We start from the raw sequence: 16,182 nt of genomic DNA on the forward strand, positions 1-16,182 counted from the left end.
TATGACTTGACGTTTATGCCTACTCCTAATTGGGTAATTTCCTTATAGTTATGGTAATGATTATTATTAGGAGGAATACAATGAGCAGAGAAAAAACGCTTGAGCTACGCAAAAATGTTAAGCCATTTGAAAATTCCGAGTTGAAAAAGAGTGTTTTTCAGCTTATAAATACAATCCCACCATTTTTTATCCTTTGGTTTTTAGCTTACCTAAGCCTAGATGTATCTATTTGGTTGACTGTCGCAATTTCAGTTGTCGCTGCAGGTTTTGTTGTTCGTATTTTCATTATTTTTCATGACTGTACACACGGTTCGTTCTTCAAGAATAAGAAAGCAAACAACATTACTGGTACCATCACTGGAATTATCACTTTATTCGCCTATGAGAAATGGAAACGTGAACACAATATACACCATGCTACAAGTGGAAATTTAGATAAACGCGGTGTCGGTGATATATGGATGATGACAGTTGAAGAATATATAGAAGCAACTCCAATGAAACGACTTTCTTATCGTCTATACCGTAATCCAATCGTAATGTTTGGTCTAGGGCCAGCATTATTATTCTTAGTTAGCAATCGAGTTAACCGTAAAGATGCTCGTCCTAAAGAACGTAACAACACATACTTGATCAATATTTCTGTCATTGTTATTTACTCCCTAATGATTTGGTTAATCGGATGGCAAGCATTTGCAATTATCCAAGGTACGATTCTTTTCGTTGCTGGATCACTTGGAATATGGTTATTCTACGTCCAACATCAATTTGAAGATTCTTATTTTGAAGATGAATCAGAATGGGATTATGTAAAAGCTGCGGTTGATGGAAGCTCTTATTACAAATTACCAAAAGTATTACAATGGGTAACTGGAAATATAGGATTCCATCATGTGCATCATCTAAGCCCTCGTGTTCCTAATTACAATTTAGAGATTGCGCATGAATCGACACCACCTTTACAAAAGGCAACTACGATTAATCTACGTACGAGCTTACAATCTATTCGCTTCCGTCTGTACGATGAAGCAAATAAAAACTTTGTCAGCTTTAAAGAAATTAAACACTTACTAAAGAACCCTAAAGCGAACGTTAAATTACATTCCAAAAATGCAAGCTTCGACGGAAAATAATTTACAGGAAAAACCATTCCCAGTTAAAAAGGAATGGTTTTTCCTATATAATAAGAATTATATGGAACCAAAATAGAGGTGTAGCAATTGACAAAATGGTATCAAGTATTCCCTAAATATCCTTGGTTAAGTATTTATGCTTGGATTGTTTTTTGTATTTTTCCTTTCTTCTTTATTTTTAAGTCATCTAGTCAACTTGAAATAATAATTGGTTTAATACTCACGCTATTATTTTTTATTGTTTATCGGTCATCTTTCACATCGAAGGGCATACTTCTCTATATATGCGTATTTGTAGAAATCGCCATAAGTGTCAGTATGACTTTTTTATATGGATATATTTATTTTTCTATCTTTTTATCTTTTTTTATTGGGAATATTCAACAAAAAGCAAACTTTTTTGTCATTTACAGTATTCATTTAGTAGCAATGATCACAGCAGTTATAATTGGTTTCTTTACACAAATGGAGCTCTTCCTTTCGCACATGCCCTTCCTCATCATCTGTTTAATCGGTGTGATTTTATTGCCATTCAATACATACAATCGAAACAAACGCGAAGTATTAGAAGGTCAGCTGGAGGACGCACAAAAACGTATTTCCCGATATATCATTATTGAAGAAAGAGAACGTATCGCTCGGGATTTACATGATACACTAGGACAAAAACTATCACTTATAGGTTTGAAAAGTGATTTAGCAAGCAGGCTAATCGAAAAAAATCCGGAAGCTGCAAAAAATGAAATTAATGATATTAACCAAACTGCCCGCTCAGTTTTAAAGGAAGTACGAGAACTTGTGACAAATATGCGTGGTACAAAACTTGAAGAGGAACTATTTCGCGTGAAGCAAATTTTACTAGCCGCACAGATCGATTGTAAAGTAAGCGGGACAGCGGAACTAGTGAAAACTCCCCTCCTTGTCGAAAACGTACTAAGTATGTGTCTAAAAGAAGCCGTAACGAATGTTGTGAAACATAGTAATGCTACCTCTTGTTCTATATCTATTAAACAATCTGCAAAAGAAACCTTGCTCAAAATTCATGACAATGGCACTGGTTTGGTTTTGGAAAAGGATTGGTCTAAAGGACATGGATTACGAGGCATTAAAGAACGATTAGAATTTGTAAATGGTAGTTTCGACATTCACACGAAAAATGGAACAACTCTTAATATACGTGTGCCAAATGTGATTCAGCAATCGAGACAGGAGGAATAACAAATGATTCGAATTGTAATTGCAGAAGATCAACGAATGGTGCTTGGTGCCCTTGGTTCACTTCTTGATCTAGAAGAAGATATGGAGGTTGTGGGAAAAGCGAATAATGGAGAGGAAGCTCTTAAGCTAATCCATCAATTGCAGCCTGATATTTGTATTATGGATATTGAAATGCCAGTAAAAAGTGGATTGGATGCTGCAGAAGAATTAAAAGAGGAAAATTGCAAAGTGATTATTTTAACGACTTTTGCAAGATCTGGTTATTTTGAGCGTGCTCGAAAAGCTGGGGTTAGTGGGTATTTGCTTAAAGATAGTCCTAGTGAAGAACTTGCTAATTCTATTCGTACGATTATGGATGGTCGTCGTATATACGCTCCTGAATTAGTAGATATTGCGTTTGAAGAGGATAATCCTTTAACTGAGCGCGAAAGCCAAGTACTTGAATTGATTGCAGATGGGAAAAGCACAAAGGAAATTGCAGGGGAACTATACCTCACTACGGGAACTGTCCGAAACTATATATCTGTTATATTAGATAAATTAGATGTAGGCAACCGAATAGAAGCTATTTCTCGGTTTAAGGAGAAGGGTTGGTTTAAATGAATATAAAACTGCTTAAAGGACAACTTTAAGCAGTTTTTTTATTTTCCTCTCAACTTTTCAAACGTTTGAAGGGTATATATATTGAAGACATTATTTACGGAAGGAGTGAACAATTCATATGCACGAAGATATTATAAGGGAAATAAAAAAAGGAAATAAGGATGCTTTTCGGAGCTTATATGATGAGTATGCAAGTTATGCTATTCGTACTGCTAAGGCTATTACACGAAATGATGAACATGCAAAAGATGCTGTACAGGAAGCTTTTATTCGTGTTTACCGTAATATATCTTCTTACGATACTGCACTTTCTTTTAATGCTTGGTTCTACCGCATTTTAGTCAATGAATGCAATCGACTTTTAAATAAAGAAAAGAAAAATAGTCCGATTAACACGGCTCTAAATGAGCACTATACACAACTAATGGAACATTCTAAAGAAAATGTAACGGATTTATACGAGATCATACAAAACATGTCGGACTTATACCGAATACCAATTTTATTAAAATATATAAAAGGCTTTTCTGAAAGAGAAATTGCACAAATTTTAGAGTTGAACCAAAACACCGTTAAATCAAGATTATTTAACGGGAGAAACCTATTAAAGAAACAATTACATTTGACTGAAATGGAGGGAATTTGAATGGATCAAATGGATAAAAGAGCAAAAATAGAAATCCTAAAGCATACTGAGGATAATCAAGATCAATTAAAAGAAGATATTTGGAATAATCTAGACAGAGAGCTATTTCCAGAAAAGAATAGAAAGGATAAACATTTGAAAAAGAAATCTAAGTTTGTTCCTATTACAATTGCCGCTGCAGCTGCCGTAATTCTATTGTTTAGTACACAAACCAACACAGGTATGGCATTCATTAAACAAATTAAAGACATTTTCGTTCCAGAGAAACAAATAACACAAAGTATTGAAGGAATGGATGAAGAAACAGAAGTCGTTTTACAAGAAGGTAAAGATTCAGAATACGTTATTTATATCGATGAAGAACGATATAAACTTATCCAGGGAGAAACCTCGGATATTATTACGACCAAGGAGCCTTTAGAAGAAAAGTATCCGGAAGTTTCCATGGAAATCAAGCAAATTACGGATAAATCACCTGAGGATATGGTCTCAACTTTAGAAAAGGAATTGAAAGCTGAATATACGAATGTCACTGAAACCGAACGCGTTACAGAACCAATTGAAGGCTTTAAGTTGCATGGAATTAGCGGTTCTGAATGGGACAGTCCCGTTACAAATGTGTATATAGTAGACAATAAAAATGGTGGTAGCTTTGTGATTAGAGAGAAGTATTTCTTAGAAGCTGCGGAAGGTCATGGTGCAAGGTTCTATGCCATGCTTCAGCAATTTGAAATCGTTGAATAAGTTTAATGCCCCCCTCCTTCGGGTAAACAAAGAGTAGATTAATAATTTGAGGAGGAATTTACATGAGTGGATTATCTGACAAATTAAAAGGTACTGTGAACAAAGTTAAAGGTGAAACAAAAGATCAAATTGGAAATGCGACAGATGATAGAAGTTTACAAGCTGATGGTAAATTAGACAAACTGAAAGGTGAAGCTCAGAAAACAGTTGGTGAAGCAAAAGATCGTTATGATCGAGATCGCTTATAGGTTAAATAAGAAAAGCTCTCTGCATTAGCGGAGAGCTTTTTATACTGTAGAAAAACTCGAATTTATTTTTATATAGGATGAATCAGTTTTCCGAAGCCTAACGCTCGCTTATGTGTGGGCCCCGTTGATTTTCCGTTCCAGGCGGACGCTTTCCGCTGGCATGGCTTCAGCCGCTTCGCTTTCGGTGTAGAAAACATTCGCTAATCCGGCTGGAGTCGCCGCCTTCCACTTCAGTCTACTATTGTATGCTTAAAATTAAGCTTTTCTTATTTCGATATTAATGTGACACAAATAATCTCTGGTGTATTAAATACCCTCACTGGAAAAACACTGTTTCCAAGCCCTCTACTTACAATCATCCTCGTATTATTTTCTTCATATACTCCGGCAGTAAAATGTGGGAACAATCCTTGTCCCGGTGCTGCTAAACCACCTATCCCAGGAATTCGAAACTGGCCTCCATGCGCATGTCCCGAGAAAACTATATCCATGTTATGATCTACATAATCTTGAAACGTTTCAGGTCGATGAGAAAGAACTAATGTAAAGGTATCCGATTGTTTAAATTTACTGAGCGCTTCCTTAACAAGAACTCCATTTAACGGGTCTTCAATACCAATTATTCGAACTTGTTCACCATCTTTTTCAATTGTTTCCTCTTCATTCGTTAATACATTTACTCCTAGCTCCGTCAAAGAGGTTTTAATATTCTCCATGTCATTCGTTGCGATTTCATGATTACCAGTCACATAATAAATAGGTGCAAAAGATGCTATTTGCTCTACTAAATCAAGACTATTTTCTAAATCATATCGATTACTATCTATTAAATCACCGGTTATAAAGATTAAATCTGGTTTGGCGTCCTTCACCTTTTTTACAAGCTTTGTTTGATTTTCACCAAATGTTGCATCGTGCAGATCCGAAATCTGTACAATCTTTAATCTATTAAAGGAAGTAGGTAATTTATCTGATTCTACTACTATCTCTGTAGTTTTTATGTTTTTATTTCCAAAATATAATATAGCTACTAATACTAGTAACAAAACTAACCACTTTTTCATTTAACTTCTCCTAAAATATATATCTTACTCTGGGCTCATAATTCCTACTCGATGACCAATATGGTTTGTTTCCATCAATTCCTTATATGTAAATAAAGCTGTGTCCCCTGTTGTAGTTTGAACTGCTCCAACCGGCAATCGATCTCTTTCAATAATATAAGCATTTGTAGCTGCACCAGTTGGTAAATATGTTGGACAAACTATCGTCCAATCTAACAAGGTTTCTTTTAACATGTCATACACTTTATGATGCTCTTTCGCAGCTATAGTTGATTTTCTCTTTGATTCTGAAGATTGATACCTTAACAATTCAGGGTTCACTCGACTTGATAATATCCCCCCTGTACCAATAGTGACGATTCGATTTATATTTTGTTTCTCCATAATAGAAATGATATGTGCTACTGCTTCTGTTAATACAGTTGTTTGATCAGTACCTAATGCACTTACAACTGAATCAACGCTATCTAAAGTTTTTTCTATATCTGATTTTACTCTTGCATCGCCTTTTATTACAGTTAAATTAGCATGAACCTGGAGCATCTCTGGTTTTCTTACAAGAACTGTCACGTGATGATTATTCTCTAGCAACAAAGAAAGAAGTTCTCCGCCTACACGCCCAGTAGCTCCGAATAATGCTATTTTCATAAGAAACAGCTCCTTTTTTTTATTATAACAAAAAGCATCATTAAATTATGTAAAGATACAAGAAAACTGTACTATTCTTTAGGAATCACTCTAGCCCCATTTACACATCGCAAGAATGCGTCTCCCCATTGGAGCTGAGCTGACTCATCCTTAGGCAGCTCAAACGTAAAATACGGAGTGTATTCATCTTTTTTGTACCACATCACGACCAATAAACAACAGAGCCTAACAAATAAAAAAGTATCCCACGTTTTGTGTTGGGATACTTTTAAATGTCGAGAATTGTTATTTCCCGGGAAATAGAATTTAATAAGAATTAGCGGTAGAAAAAATTAATGCAAATATAACGCCATAAAAAATAATAATAAGTCCGATGCTAATAGCCATCCAAATTAGAGAGGCGCGTGCGTAGTTACGACGTGGATCTGGATTACCAAACCCCCATATAAATAGCATGACGATGTTTACAATAGGAATAATCATAATTAGCATCGTAAGCAGCCATTCTCCTACGGACATATTAGCCGCTGTTTTTGGGGTAACAGTATTGGAATACCCTTCAGTTTGTTCTGTTTCAACTGGATTCAAAATAAGTCCTCCTTTTCAAATAATATGTACCATTCATGTACATCTTTATTTTACTTGAATACTCATAAGAAAAGTCCTCTTTTTTGTAAAAATTTTTACATTTATTTTAATACATACTCATAGACGTAACAATTCCTATCAGCTTTGAATATTTCTAAAGCCTCTTAACCAGATGCATCTTACTCCATAAATTGATAATTTTCATTATTATTTTCAAGTTCAAGATTTTCTCCTAATGTTGTTCTTTCTCGAAAAGGGTGCTGATTCTACTTTAATTGCCAACCACTTCCACTATATATTCACGCAGGTCAGGTTAATATCTTCTAATAATTGCATAGCAAAATCGATGAGGCGAAAAAGTGACAAATGTTCCTTTATATCTATAAATAATTATATCTTCGACTTAGAAGCATTCTTTTTCGCAAAATAAATTGCTCCGGCTAAAAGAAAAATGATAGCTATAAAAGTAACAATTAAACTCCATATAAATGGGGTGTTATCCACATCGCCATTTAATATCATCCCAGCATACATCGGCAGCTTCCATGGTGAAATCGTCCAATAAGCTCCAAGTAAAGAATCGATTAATTGAACAATTAATACAAGTACAAGTGAAACAGTAGAAGCAATCCCTGTGGAAAAAGTTGCACTTGAAAATAAAACAATACTAATTACGAACAAAATCCATACAATATAAGTCCCAAGAAACCCTAAAAATGAACCCATATCGACCGCTCCAAACAGGATATACGTATAATATAAGTTCGTTAACAATCCAAGAATCACACTACTAATAACAAGTATGCTCATCATTACTAATTTACTAAACACATAACTAGAGTACGCAATCGGACGAACATATAAAAGCGTTGCAGACCCGTTTTTTCGCTCCCTTGCAATAATACCTGCAAAACCAAGTGTCAAAACTAGCATTCCAATAAATTGATACTGGCTTACAGTAGACATAACAATTTGCTCTGGTGATAATTGAGGTAACTGAAAAACAGCTCCTTCTGGCATATTCCCAACTGTATTTAAGATTTGAGGTAAATAATAATTCATTAGTGGCTCAGATATGCCAAACAATATAAACACTAGCGGTATCCAAAGGATTTTAAAGTTCCGTACATTTTCACGCCACTCTTTTTGGAATAAAACCGAAAAGTTACTCATCCTTTATTCACCACCTGTAAAAAGATTTCTTCTAAACTAGCAGTTGCTCGTTCAACCTTCGTCAAACTATAATGACTATTTCCAAGTACACGTAATACCTCATTCATTTGTAGTTTAGTATCCTCTACTATTTCAATAAAAGCAGTTGGACCATCCTGTCTTGCAGGATAAGGTGAAGTATTAATAAATTTTGCTGCCTCTTCAGCGTTTGTGAAATAAATTTTATACTGAGGATTTGCATACTTTTGACGAACCTCTTCCATAGAACCTTGCTCCACTAATTTACCTTTTCGTAAAAATAATAATTGATCGGTCATTTCCTCCGCATCATTTAGGATATGAGTGGAATATAGAATAGTCGTTTTTGCTTGTAATTCTTTTAATAGATTCATAATTTCTCGTCTTCCTATGGGATCTAATGCAGAAACTGGTTCATCTAGTAAAAGCAACGCAGGTTTGTGAACGATTGCTTGTGCTAGACCTAGACGCTGTTTCATCCCACCGGAAAAAGTTCCGGTCTTTTTATTTTTAGCCTCACCTAGACCGACGAATTCCAACGTTTTTTCTGCTTCTGCTTTTGCAATCTTTGTGTCCACTCCACTTAACTTTGCAGCCATCTCTATAAATTCAAGTGCTGTTAACCATGAATAAAACTGTGGATATTGAGGAAGAAATCCTATTTCACGTCTTATATCTCCCTTTATTTCTACGTCCAATTCAATGGAACCAGTTGTTTGTTTAAGTAGACCAGCAAGCATCGATAAAGTAGTTGTTTTCCCAGCCCCATTCGGTCCAATTAGAGCAGTTGACGTATTTTTATTCAATGAAAAAGTGACATTGTCTACTGCCTTTTCTTTACCATATTCTTTTGTTAAGCCCTGCATATGAAGTAGTGTATTCATTCATTTCTTCTCCCAACGATAAAGTAGATAATTGATCCAATGATATTACCAAAAACAATAATAATTCCCCATAACCATTTAGGACCGTTCGTATGGGTTACTCGTATTAAGTCAATAATAGCTACTACCATTAAAATAAACTGAAGAATTATTAGTGGTAATACTAGCACCCACGGTATTGATTCGAAATCCATTCCTATTCCTCCTTTGTCTCATTACATCTATTCTACTACATATAGAACAGAAAAGTTTCATAAATTTAAAAATATTTTTAATATGTATTTCCATTTCTTCTAGAGGCAAAGTGTTTACATGGTTATGTTATAATAGTAAGTTGGAAGGTGAATTTAATAATGGAATTAAAAATTAGAAAAGCACGGAAAGAAGATGCACAGGCAACCGTTCCACTGATTATGGAAGCAATAGGTGATATCTCCATGCAAATGACCGGAGAAACGGAAGAAACAGCTATCACAAAGGAATTTGTCCATTTATTTTCTCGGACAGACAATCGACATTCCTATTTGCATACGTATGTCGCAGAAATGGAAGGGAAAGTTGCTGGCGCACTTGTCTTTTATACATCAGAGCAAGCAGTTACACTCGATGCAAATTTAGAGAAATATCTTTCCAATAAGAAAGGGACCTCTATCAAAATAGATCGTGAAACACTACCTGGTGAGTGGTATATAGATACGGTTGTAGTTGACCCAACATATCGCGGTCATGGAATTGGAACAAAACTTTTAACACATGCAGAACAATTAGTGAAAAATGCTAGTGGTGGAAAACTCTCCTTGAACGTAGAAACGGAAAAAGAAGCTGCAATCCGCTTGTATAATCGTCTTGGATTTGTTACTGTATGTCCTTGGACAATTATTGGCGAACCTTTTCATCATATGGTGAAAACGGTCGACGTCGATTAAAGGAGAAGTTTTATGAAATTATGGATTTACCCGTTAATGGTTGTTTTTGCAGCAAGCTGTTATGGGACATTATCAACAATGATCAAACTGGCAATTGGGGATGGTTACACTGCCTCTGAAGCAACATCAAGTCAATATATTATAGGTTTTCTTTTAGCATTCATTATATATATGGTTACACAACGAAAGCTTCCCCGTTTCAATGGTGGCTTTAAAATTGTTTTGTTAGCTGGTATTTTTACTGGACTTACAGGAATTGTTTATGGACAGGCACTTATCTATTTACCAGCTTCTCTTGCAGTAGTTATGCTTTTTCAATTCACTTGGATTGGAACGCTTATTGATTGTATTCTAAGAAGACGGTTACCATCTAGGCCAGAAGTTATTTCCCTTATCATATTATTTGTCGGAACCATTTTAGCTGCTGGTGTAATTGATGTCGATTTAAGTGGTATTGACTGGAAAGGCTGGGTATTTGGATTTTCCGCTGCACTATCATTTTCCCTTAATATGAACGTCAATACAAAGCAAGTGGTAGGTATGAATACAACTACTCGTCTATTGTTCGTTTCTTTTTTTGCAATGATCATGATTACCTTATTCCAAAGTCCTGAAATTATATGGAATGGAAAGCTGTTTACAGAACCACTTATTTTCTATGGACTGGCCCTTGGTTTGCTCGGTATTATTATTCCAATTTATTTATTTGTTATTGCGGTTCCAAAAGTAGGAGGAGCAGTTTCTTCTATTTTAAGCGCAATGGAATTGCCGGTTGCTGTGACTGTTTCAGTAATAGTATTAAGTGAGGCATTATCCTGGATACAAGTTCTCGGCATAGCAATTATTTTAGTTGGTATGTGCATTCCGACACTTGCCGGAATTAGTAGAAATAAAAAACGAAACTCTGTTTAATATAAAAGCTGAAGCCCATTTTACTATAGGCTCCAGCTTTTTTAGTTCTATTCTTTTTCAATTCTAAATGTAACCAAGACAAATATTGCAAAACTTATTAGTAGCAAAGTTCCACCTACAATATATGCAACTAACGCAAATGTCTCGTTTATATTAAATGGTTGCATGAACTGTAAATACATACCTAATGGTAACCCGATTGCTCCTATAATTGCTGTCCATCCATGCACTGCTACAAGCTTTGGCGATTTAATTTTATATAACTTGTAAAACAATCCATAAACAAATAACGATAGCCACCCAACTAATAAAATATGGGCGTGAATTGGGCGAAGTGCATAGGATCCTGCTCCAGCCATATGAGATCCAAGATAAGCTCCTAGTAATCCAAATAATGCACCAGCTCGTATTAAACGTAGACTCCATTTTTGTTGCATCTCAATTTCCTCCTATTTTTTTCTTGTAATTGTTAACAATGCAGGTAATAATAGCGGTCTTACGATAAAAGTATCGATTAGAACGCCAAACGCTACTACAAAACCAAATACTTTCAGTTCCATTACAGGCTGTGTAATCAATACTGCAAACGTAGCTGCCAAAATTAAACCTGCTGCAGAAATAACGCCTCCAGTTAATTCAACAGATTTTGCAATTGCTTCCTGCTCGCAAAGTAGTTTTCTCTCTTCTTTTAATCTACTCATCAACATAATAGAATAGTCTACTCCTAAAGCTACTAAAAAAACGAAAGAATACAAAGGTATACGATAACTAAACGACGAGTAATTAAATAATAGGTTAAAGATCCATGTGGAGAATCCTAACGATGCTCCAAAAGATAATAATATAGAAACTATTATTAATAGAGATACTCGGATAGATTTTGTTTGAAATGCTAGCATTGCACCTATTAAAACAGTCGTTAATATCATTACCAAACTGGTGTCTCTTCCATTAATGTTACGAATATCGACTTGTTTTGCAGTTTCTCCGATAACCTGAACATTTTGTTCTTTGAACTGTTCTCTTATATTTTCTATTTCATCTAAAGCCTCTTTACTATAAGGATTGGCTTTTAATATAACAGAAAACTGTGTATAACCATCAGCCTCTGAAGAAGGTCGTACTTCATCGACTAACGGTCTATCTTCTATCTTTTCTATAATATTTGAAATGGTATTCTCATCTGTTGATTTTATTAATATTGTTGTTGGTGCAATTTCACCTTCTGAAAATGCTTCACCTAGTTTTTTAAAACCTTCTCGCGAAGATAATTCCTTTGGGAAGGATTCCAGTAAATCATAAGAATAGACAGTGGTTGTAGCATGCCAAGTTCCTATTCCTACAAGCAAGAGGATTGGGAGTGCAACTCTCCATGGCTTTTGGGTGCTTATGTTACCGGCTAAAATCCAGAGCTTCGATTTCTTGTTTTTCTGTTTCGGCATTTTTACAACAGCAAACAATGCTGGCAAAAGAGTAAGACCTGCTATTAGCATGGTAATTACCGCAATAACAAACACGGGTGCAAAATTACGATATGGTTCATATATAGCAAACGAAAGTGTTGCTACTCCTGCTAAAATAGTTCCACCACTAAATAGAATGGTTTCTCTTGTTCGAGCAAGTGCCACTTTCATATCCTGTTCTTCTTTATACCGTGCGTACAGAAGAAGGGAATAGTCCGTTATTACAGCGAATAATAAAATCGTCATAATGGAAAGGGCTTGGTTTTCAATCGTAATTGATGTGAACTTACCAGTGAGACCAATCAATCTGTCCACGACCCCATACACAATACTTGCCCCAATAAGAGGAATAATCGCAAGTAAGAATGAACGGTAAATTAGGATAAGTAGGATAAAAATAATACCAACTGTCGCTAAAAGTAATATTAAATCGGCCTGTGAGAAAAGTTCTATTGTATCACTAGCTATTCCCGCTGGTCCTGTGTAGTAAATCTTGAACTCGGAAGGAACAATTTGAGATACATTATTTTTAATCTCTTTAACCTCTTCATGAACCTCTTTACTTTCTAAATTTCCTTGTAAAATTAATGGAATGAAAAATGTCTTCTGATCCTCCGATACAAAAGAAGCCCGTTGTTCCAAAGGAATTTGAGAAAACCTCGGCATATTTGAATAATTTTTTTCCATTAATTGTAGAACTTCTTGAATTTCTTCATCAGAAGCTCCTTTTTTATTTTCAAAAACGATGATTAAAGGTAATCCATCACTAGTAGAGAACTTCTCTTTTAGCATTTTATCCGCTTGTATAGACAAAGCTGTCTCTGGCAGTCCAGCATTTTTGGATGAACTCGCCACTTCTTTTCCTGATGGAGCAAGAAAAGAAAGTAATATTACTATTGATAGCCAGGCAGCTATAATGATAAGCCAGTGACTTTTATTTTTCATTTTGCTTCCCCCTTATAAGGGGTACTATACATGGTGAAAATGAACGGAAGATGAACAGAAAATTACAGCTTATTTAATTGAACGGTTACCTTCGTTCCAAATGGCTCTACACTTTCAAATAATAAGCGTCCATTATGAGACTGAATCACTTCTCTTACAATGGCAAGGCCAAGTCCACTACCCTCAATTTGTGTAGATCTTGCTATATCATCGCGGTAAAAACGGTCTGTCCATTGATCATAATTAGAATCTTTATTGCCAACTCCAGTATCTTGTATAGTAACAAGTATATTATTTATTGATTCAATAACTTTAATATGAATTTCTCCGGGTGAGCGATTATATTTTATTGCATTCGAGATAAGATTCTCCCAAACATACTCCAACATTTCTATATCTCCTGATATTTCTACCTCTTTCAGTTGTAGTTTAAGAAATATATCTTTTTCATCCATCATCCATCTAAACTTTTGTACGACCTGTTTTAACTGGTTATCAAGTCGAAAACTTTCTTTTTTTCTTCGGTGATTCATTTGATCAAATGAGGTTAGTATCAATAATTGCTTCATTACGCTTGATAAACGTTTTGCTTCTTTTTGAATAATGGATGTGTATGTTAATAGATCCTTTTCGTTCAGCTTTTCGTTCTCAAGTAATGTAGCATAGCCTTGAATATTTAATAATGGTGTTTGAAAATCATGTGATACTCTTGATATAAATTCTTTCTTATATCGGTCACTTGCTTCCAACTGCTTCACCATATATCGAAAACTTTCTGCTAGTTGTCCAATTTCATCTTTTTGATAAACTGGTATCGGTACTTGAAAATCTTCGTTCGCAATTTTTCTAGTAGCAATGGTCAATTTCGATAAAGGATTAATCATTTTTTTCGCTACTATTAACATAGCAATTACACTGATGACAATCATTGCTGCTGCAAGACCACCTAATAATATATGAATTTCATTAAATAGAAATTTTATATTAGGTCTCTGAAATAAGGCATATTTTTTATTGTCATATGTAAATGGAACTCCAACTGTATTTGTTAATTCATTTGAAAAATACCCCGTAATAAAGGTTTCTCTAGGAAACTCCTTCATTCCATGATATATATCTCCCCCTATAACGCTTTTCACTACAGTATCACTTATATCATTTTCTCTGAAATCGCCACCAAAGCTCTTTATATGGCCTTCTTCACTTATAATATATATTTGATACCCACTATCTCCAAAAGCATTTAGAATAGGCTCTAAACCGTTTTGCTCAGTTGTCTCAATCAGCTTCACCATGGATTTTGCAACAAGCACATTCTTCGAATCATTTTCCACTTTTAAATTTTGATGATAATACGTATTCACAATGATAAAACCCAAAGACCCACTGAGAAACATAATGAGAAGTGTCATCCATACAAACTTACTATATAAGGTTCTCATAAACGCTTGCCCTCTAATTTATATCCGATGCCACGTACTGTAGTGATATGAATATCAGTTTGCAATTTATTTAAACGTTCCCGAATTCGTTTAATATGTACGCTTAAAGTCTGTTCGTCGCCTTCAAAATCCATTCCCCATACTGATTCTATTAGTTGATCACGTGTAAACACTTGATTTGGTTTAGTAGCCAGCTTAGAAAGTAACTCAAACTCTTTTAACGGCAATACTAATATGTCTTCACCAACATGCACTTCAAATCGTTTTCGATTGATACATAAATTTCCTACTTGAATATTGGCATCACTCGTTTTATCATATCTTCTCAAAATTGCTCGTATACGAAATAGTAATTCTTTTGGTTCAAAAGGTTTTACTAAATAGTCATCAGAACCAGCCAAATATCCTTTTTCTTTATCCTCTAATCTTCCTTTTGCAGTTAAAAGTAATACAGGAATATCATATTGATCACGTATTTGCTTCGTTAAAGTTAATCCATCCATAATGGGCATCATAACATCTACAATTGCAAGATCAGGAGTTATATTTTCTATTAATGCTAATCCTTCTTTCCCGTTAGTTGCTTTGATTACTTGGTATCCCGTTTGAGACAAATAAATAGATATTAAATCTAACGTATGCACATCATCATCTACTGCTAGTATTACTACCAAACTGAACCCCCCTATTAGTTTTTATTGTGTCTGTTTCTAGCCGATTCGGCAAGTATAAGCCCACTTAAGAACACAATAGAGGGAAAATATTATCTCGCTGAATAACATAGCAGCCATTTCTCACTCTTAAGCAACATAATACACAAAAAATATGGATAAGGGAGACTAGTTTGTCTGCTAGAGCAACCAAATGAGTTGTATAAGCGACTAAGGAGACTCCAAAAGCGATCAATTAGCCCGTGAAAGCGACCATTTCTCAAAATAAAGAGTTAACTTTCTCTGAGATGACACATTTTTTCTTTGTCCTACGTTATGAGACTCTCTTTTTTGCAAGTATCTACAATTCTTTACCTTCAATTCTTTGCCTTCGGCTTTTTTTCTAGTACAAAAGAAAAAAGCCGCCACCGATTGCTCGGTAACGACTTTTCTAATGCCCAGCGACGTCCTACTCTCACAGGGGGAGACCCCCAACTACCATCGGCGCGCGAGCTTCACTTCCGTGTTCGGGCTGCGAAAGCAGATGAACGGCAGATTTCTTCGTCAGCCGCGGTCGTTCGATTCTCGCGTATATTATACGCTGCGAGTCTTNGATTTCTTCGTCAGCCGCGGTCGTTCGATTCTCGCGTATATTATACGCTGCGAGTCTTTCTTCCTTGCTTCCTCGAACTCTTTGTTCCTCTACTTTCTCGCAAGTTTATTATAATTCTTTGCCTTCGGCCTTTTTTCTAATACAACAAAAAAAGCCGCCACCGATTACTCGGTGACGACTTTTCTAATGCCCAGCGACGTCCTACTCTCACAGGGGGAGACCCCCAACTACCATCGGCGCTGAAGAGCTTAACTTCCGTGTTCG

General features: G+C 35.4%; 18 protein-coding genes. 8 read left to right on the top strand and 10 right to left on the bottom strand.

The annotated features are described in order from the left end of the window. The first annotated feature begins 80 nt into the window (after positions 1–80). The 6 genes from AN959_RS05835 to AN959_RS05860 all read left to right on the top strand — a co-directional run bounded on the left by AN959_RS05835 (position 81) and on the right by AN959_RS05860 (position 4,592). Positions 81–1,133, top strand: coding sequence for a fatty acid desaturase (locus AN959_RS05835; RefSeq protein ID WP_056829019.1), 1,053 nt, complete (start codon positions 81–83; stop codon positions 1,131–1,133). 87 nt (positions 1,134–1,220) lie between these two features. Continuing rightward, entirely contained in the window at positions 1,221–2,351 is a 1,131-nt protein-coding gene (locus AN959_RS05840; RefSeq protein WP_056829021.1) for a sensor histidine kinase, read from the top strand. 3 nt (positions 2,352–2,354) lie between these two features. Continuing rightward, the gene (locus AN959_RS05845) at positions 2,355–2,954 is read left to right on the top strand and encodes a response regulator transcription factor (protein WP_056829025.1); all 600 of its coding nucleotides are present in this window, start codon (positions 2,355–2,357) and stop codon (positions 2,952–2,954) included. 118 nt (positions 2,955–3,072) lie between these two features. After that, positions 3,073–3,600, top strand: coding sequence for an RNA polymerase sigma factor (locus AN959_RS05850; RefSeq protein ID WP_056829027.1), 528 nt, complete (start codon positions 3,073–3,075; stop codon positions 3,598–3,600). Continuing rightward, positions 3,601–4,344 carry a hypothetical protein gene (locus AN959_RS05855; protein WP_056829029.1) on the top strand — a complete coding sequence of 248 codons (744 nt, stop codon included), beginning with the start codon at positions 3,601–3,603 and terminating at the stop codon, positions 4,342–4,344. A 62-nt stretch (positions 4,345–4,406) separates the two neighbouring features. Further along, on the top strand, positions 4,407–4,592 hold the full coding sequence (locus AN959_RS05860) for a CsbD family protein (RefSeq protein ID WP_053591048.1): 186 nt from the start codon (positions 4,407–4,409) through the stop codon (positions 4,590–4,592). 266 nt (positions 4,593–4,858) lie between these two features. On the opposite strand, the gene AN959_RS05865 is transcribed toward AN959_RS05860, so the two are convergent. The 6 genes from AN959_RS05865 to AN959_RS05890 all read right to left on the bottom strand — a co-directional run bounded on the left by AN959_RS05865 (position 4,859) and on the right by AN959_RS05890 (position 9,161). Further along, the gene (locus AN959_RS05865) at positions 4,859–5,656 is read right to left on the bottom strand and encodes a metallophosphoesterase (RefSeq protein ID WP_056829031.1); all 798 of its coding nucleotides are present in this window, start codon (positions 5,654–5,656) and stop codon (positions 4,859–4,861) included. A 24-nt stretch (positions 5,657–5,680) separates the two neighbouring features. After that, positions 5,681–6,304 carry an NAD(P)-dependent oxidoreductase gene (locus AN959_RS05870; protein WP_056829033.1) on the bottom strand — a complete coding sequence of 208 codons (624 nt, stop codon included), beginning with the start codon at positions 6,302–6,304 and terminating at the stop codon, positions 5,681–5,683. Between the two features lie 306 nt (positions 6,305–6,610). After that, on the bottom strand, positions 6,611–6,892 hold the full coding sequence (locus AN959_RS05875) for a hypothetical protein (protein WP_231687479.1): 282 nt from the start codon (positions 6,890–6,892) through the stop codon (positions 6,611–6,613). 390 nt (positions 6,893–7,282) lie between these two features. After that, a complete protein-coding gene (locus tag AN959_RS05880; protein WP_056829035.1) occupies positions 7,283–8,065 on the bottom strand; it encodes an ABC transporter permease in 783 nt (260 codons plus the stop codon). Beyond that, positions 8,062–8,967 carry an ABC transporter ATP-binding protein gene (locus AN959_RS05885; RefSeq protein ID WP_056829037.1) on the bottom strand — a complete coding sequence of 302 codons (906 nt, stop codon included), beginning with the start codon at positions 8,965–8,967 and terminating at the stop codon, positions 8,062–8,064. The genes AN959_RS05880 and AN959_RS05885 overlap by 4 nt, the downstream gene beginning before the upstream one ends. Beyond that, positions 8,964–9,161 (bottom strand): PLDc N-terminal domain-containing protein, encoded by a 198-nt coding sequence (locus tag AN959_RS05890; RefSeq protein WP_053591053.1) that lies wholly within the window; start codon positions 9,159–9,161, stop codon positions 8,964–8,966. Before AN959_RS05890 ends, AN959_RS05885 begins: the two co-directional genes overlap by 4 nt. 159 nt (positions 9,162–9,320) lie before the next feature. On the opposite strand from AN959_RS05890, the gene AN959_RS05895 reads away from it, so the two are divergent. Both AN959_RS05895 and AN959_RS05900 read left to right on the top strand, forming a co-directional pair. Then, positions 9,321–9,893, top strand: coding sequence for a GNAT family N-acetyltransferase (locus tag AN959_RS05895; protein ID WP_056829039.1), 573 nt, complete (start codon positions 9,321–9,323; stop codon positions 9,891–9,893). Positions 9,894–9,905: 12 nt separating this feature from the next. Then, positions 9,906–10,805 carry a DMT family transporter gene (locus tag AN959_RS05900; RefSeq protein ID WP_056829041.1) on the top strand — a complete coding sequence of 300 codons (900 nt, stop codon included), beginning with the start codon at positions 9,906–9,908 and terminating at the stop codon, positions 10,803–10,805. A gap of 47 nt (positions 10,806–10,852) precedes the next feature. Here AN959_RS05900 and AN959_RS05905 read toward each other — a convergent pair whose 3' ends face one another. The 4 genes from AN959_RS05905 to AN959_RS05920 form a co-directional block, all read right to left on the bottom strand. Further along, positions 10,853–11,242 (bottom strand): hypothetical protein, encoded by a 390-nt coding sequence (locus AN959_RS05905; RefSeq protein ID WP_056829042.1) that lies wholly within the window; start codon positions 11,240–11,242, stop codon positions 10,853–10,855. A 12-nt stretch (positions 11,243–11,254) separates the two neighbouring features. Next, complete coding sequence (locus AN959_RS05910; RefSeq protein ID WP_056829044.1) at positions 11,255–13,213, bottom strand: MMPL family transporter; 1,959 nt, start codon at positions 13,211–13,213, stop codon at positions 11,255–11,257. 62 nt (positions 13,214–13,275) lie between these two features. Beyond that, positions 13,276–14,655 (bottom strand): HAMP domain-containing sensor histidine kinase, encoded by a 1,380-nt coding sequence (locus AN959_RS05915; RefSeq protein WP_056829046.1) that lies wholly within the window; start codon positions 14,653–14,655, stop codon positions 13,276–13,278. Next, a complete protein-coding gene (locus AN959_RS05920) occupies positions 14,652–15,329 on the bottom strand; it encodes a response regulator transcription factor (protein ID WP_056829048.1) in 678 nt (225 codons plus the stop codon). The genes AN959_RS05915 and AN959_RS05920 overlap by 4 nt, the downstream gene beginning before the upstream one ends. Between the last annotated feature and the right edge of the window lie 853 nt (positions 15,330–16,182).

Origin of the sequence: Psychrobacillus sp. FJAT-21963, assembly GCF_001420585.1 — a bacterium.
Classification (GTDB): domain Bacteria; phylum Bacillota; class Bacilli; order Bacillales_A; family Planococcaceae; genus Psychrobacillus.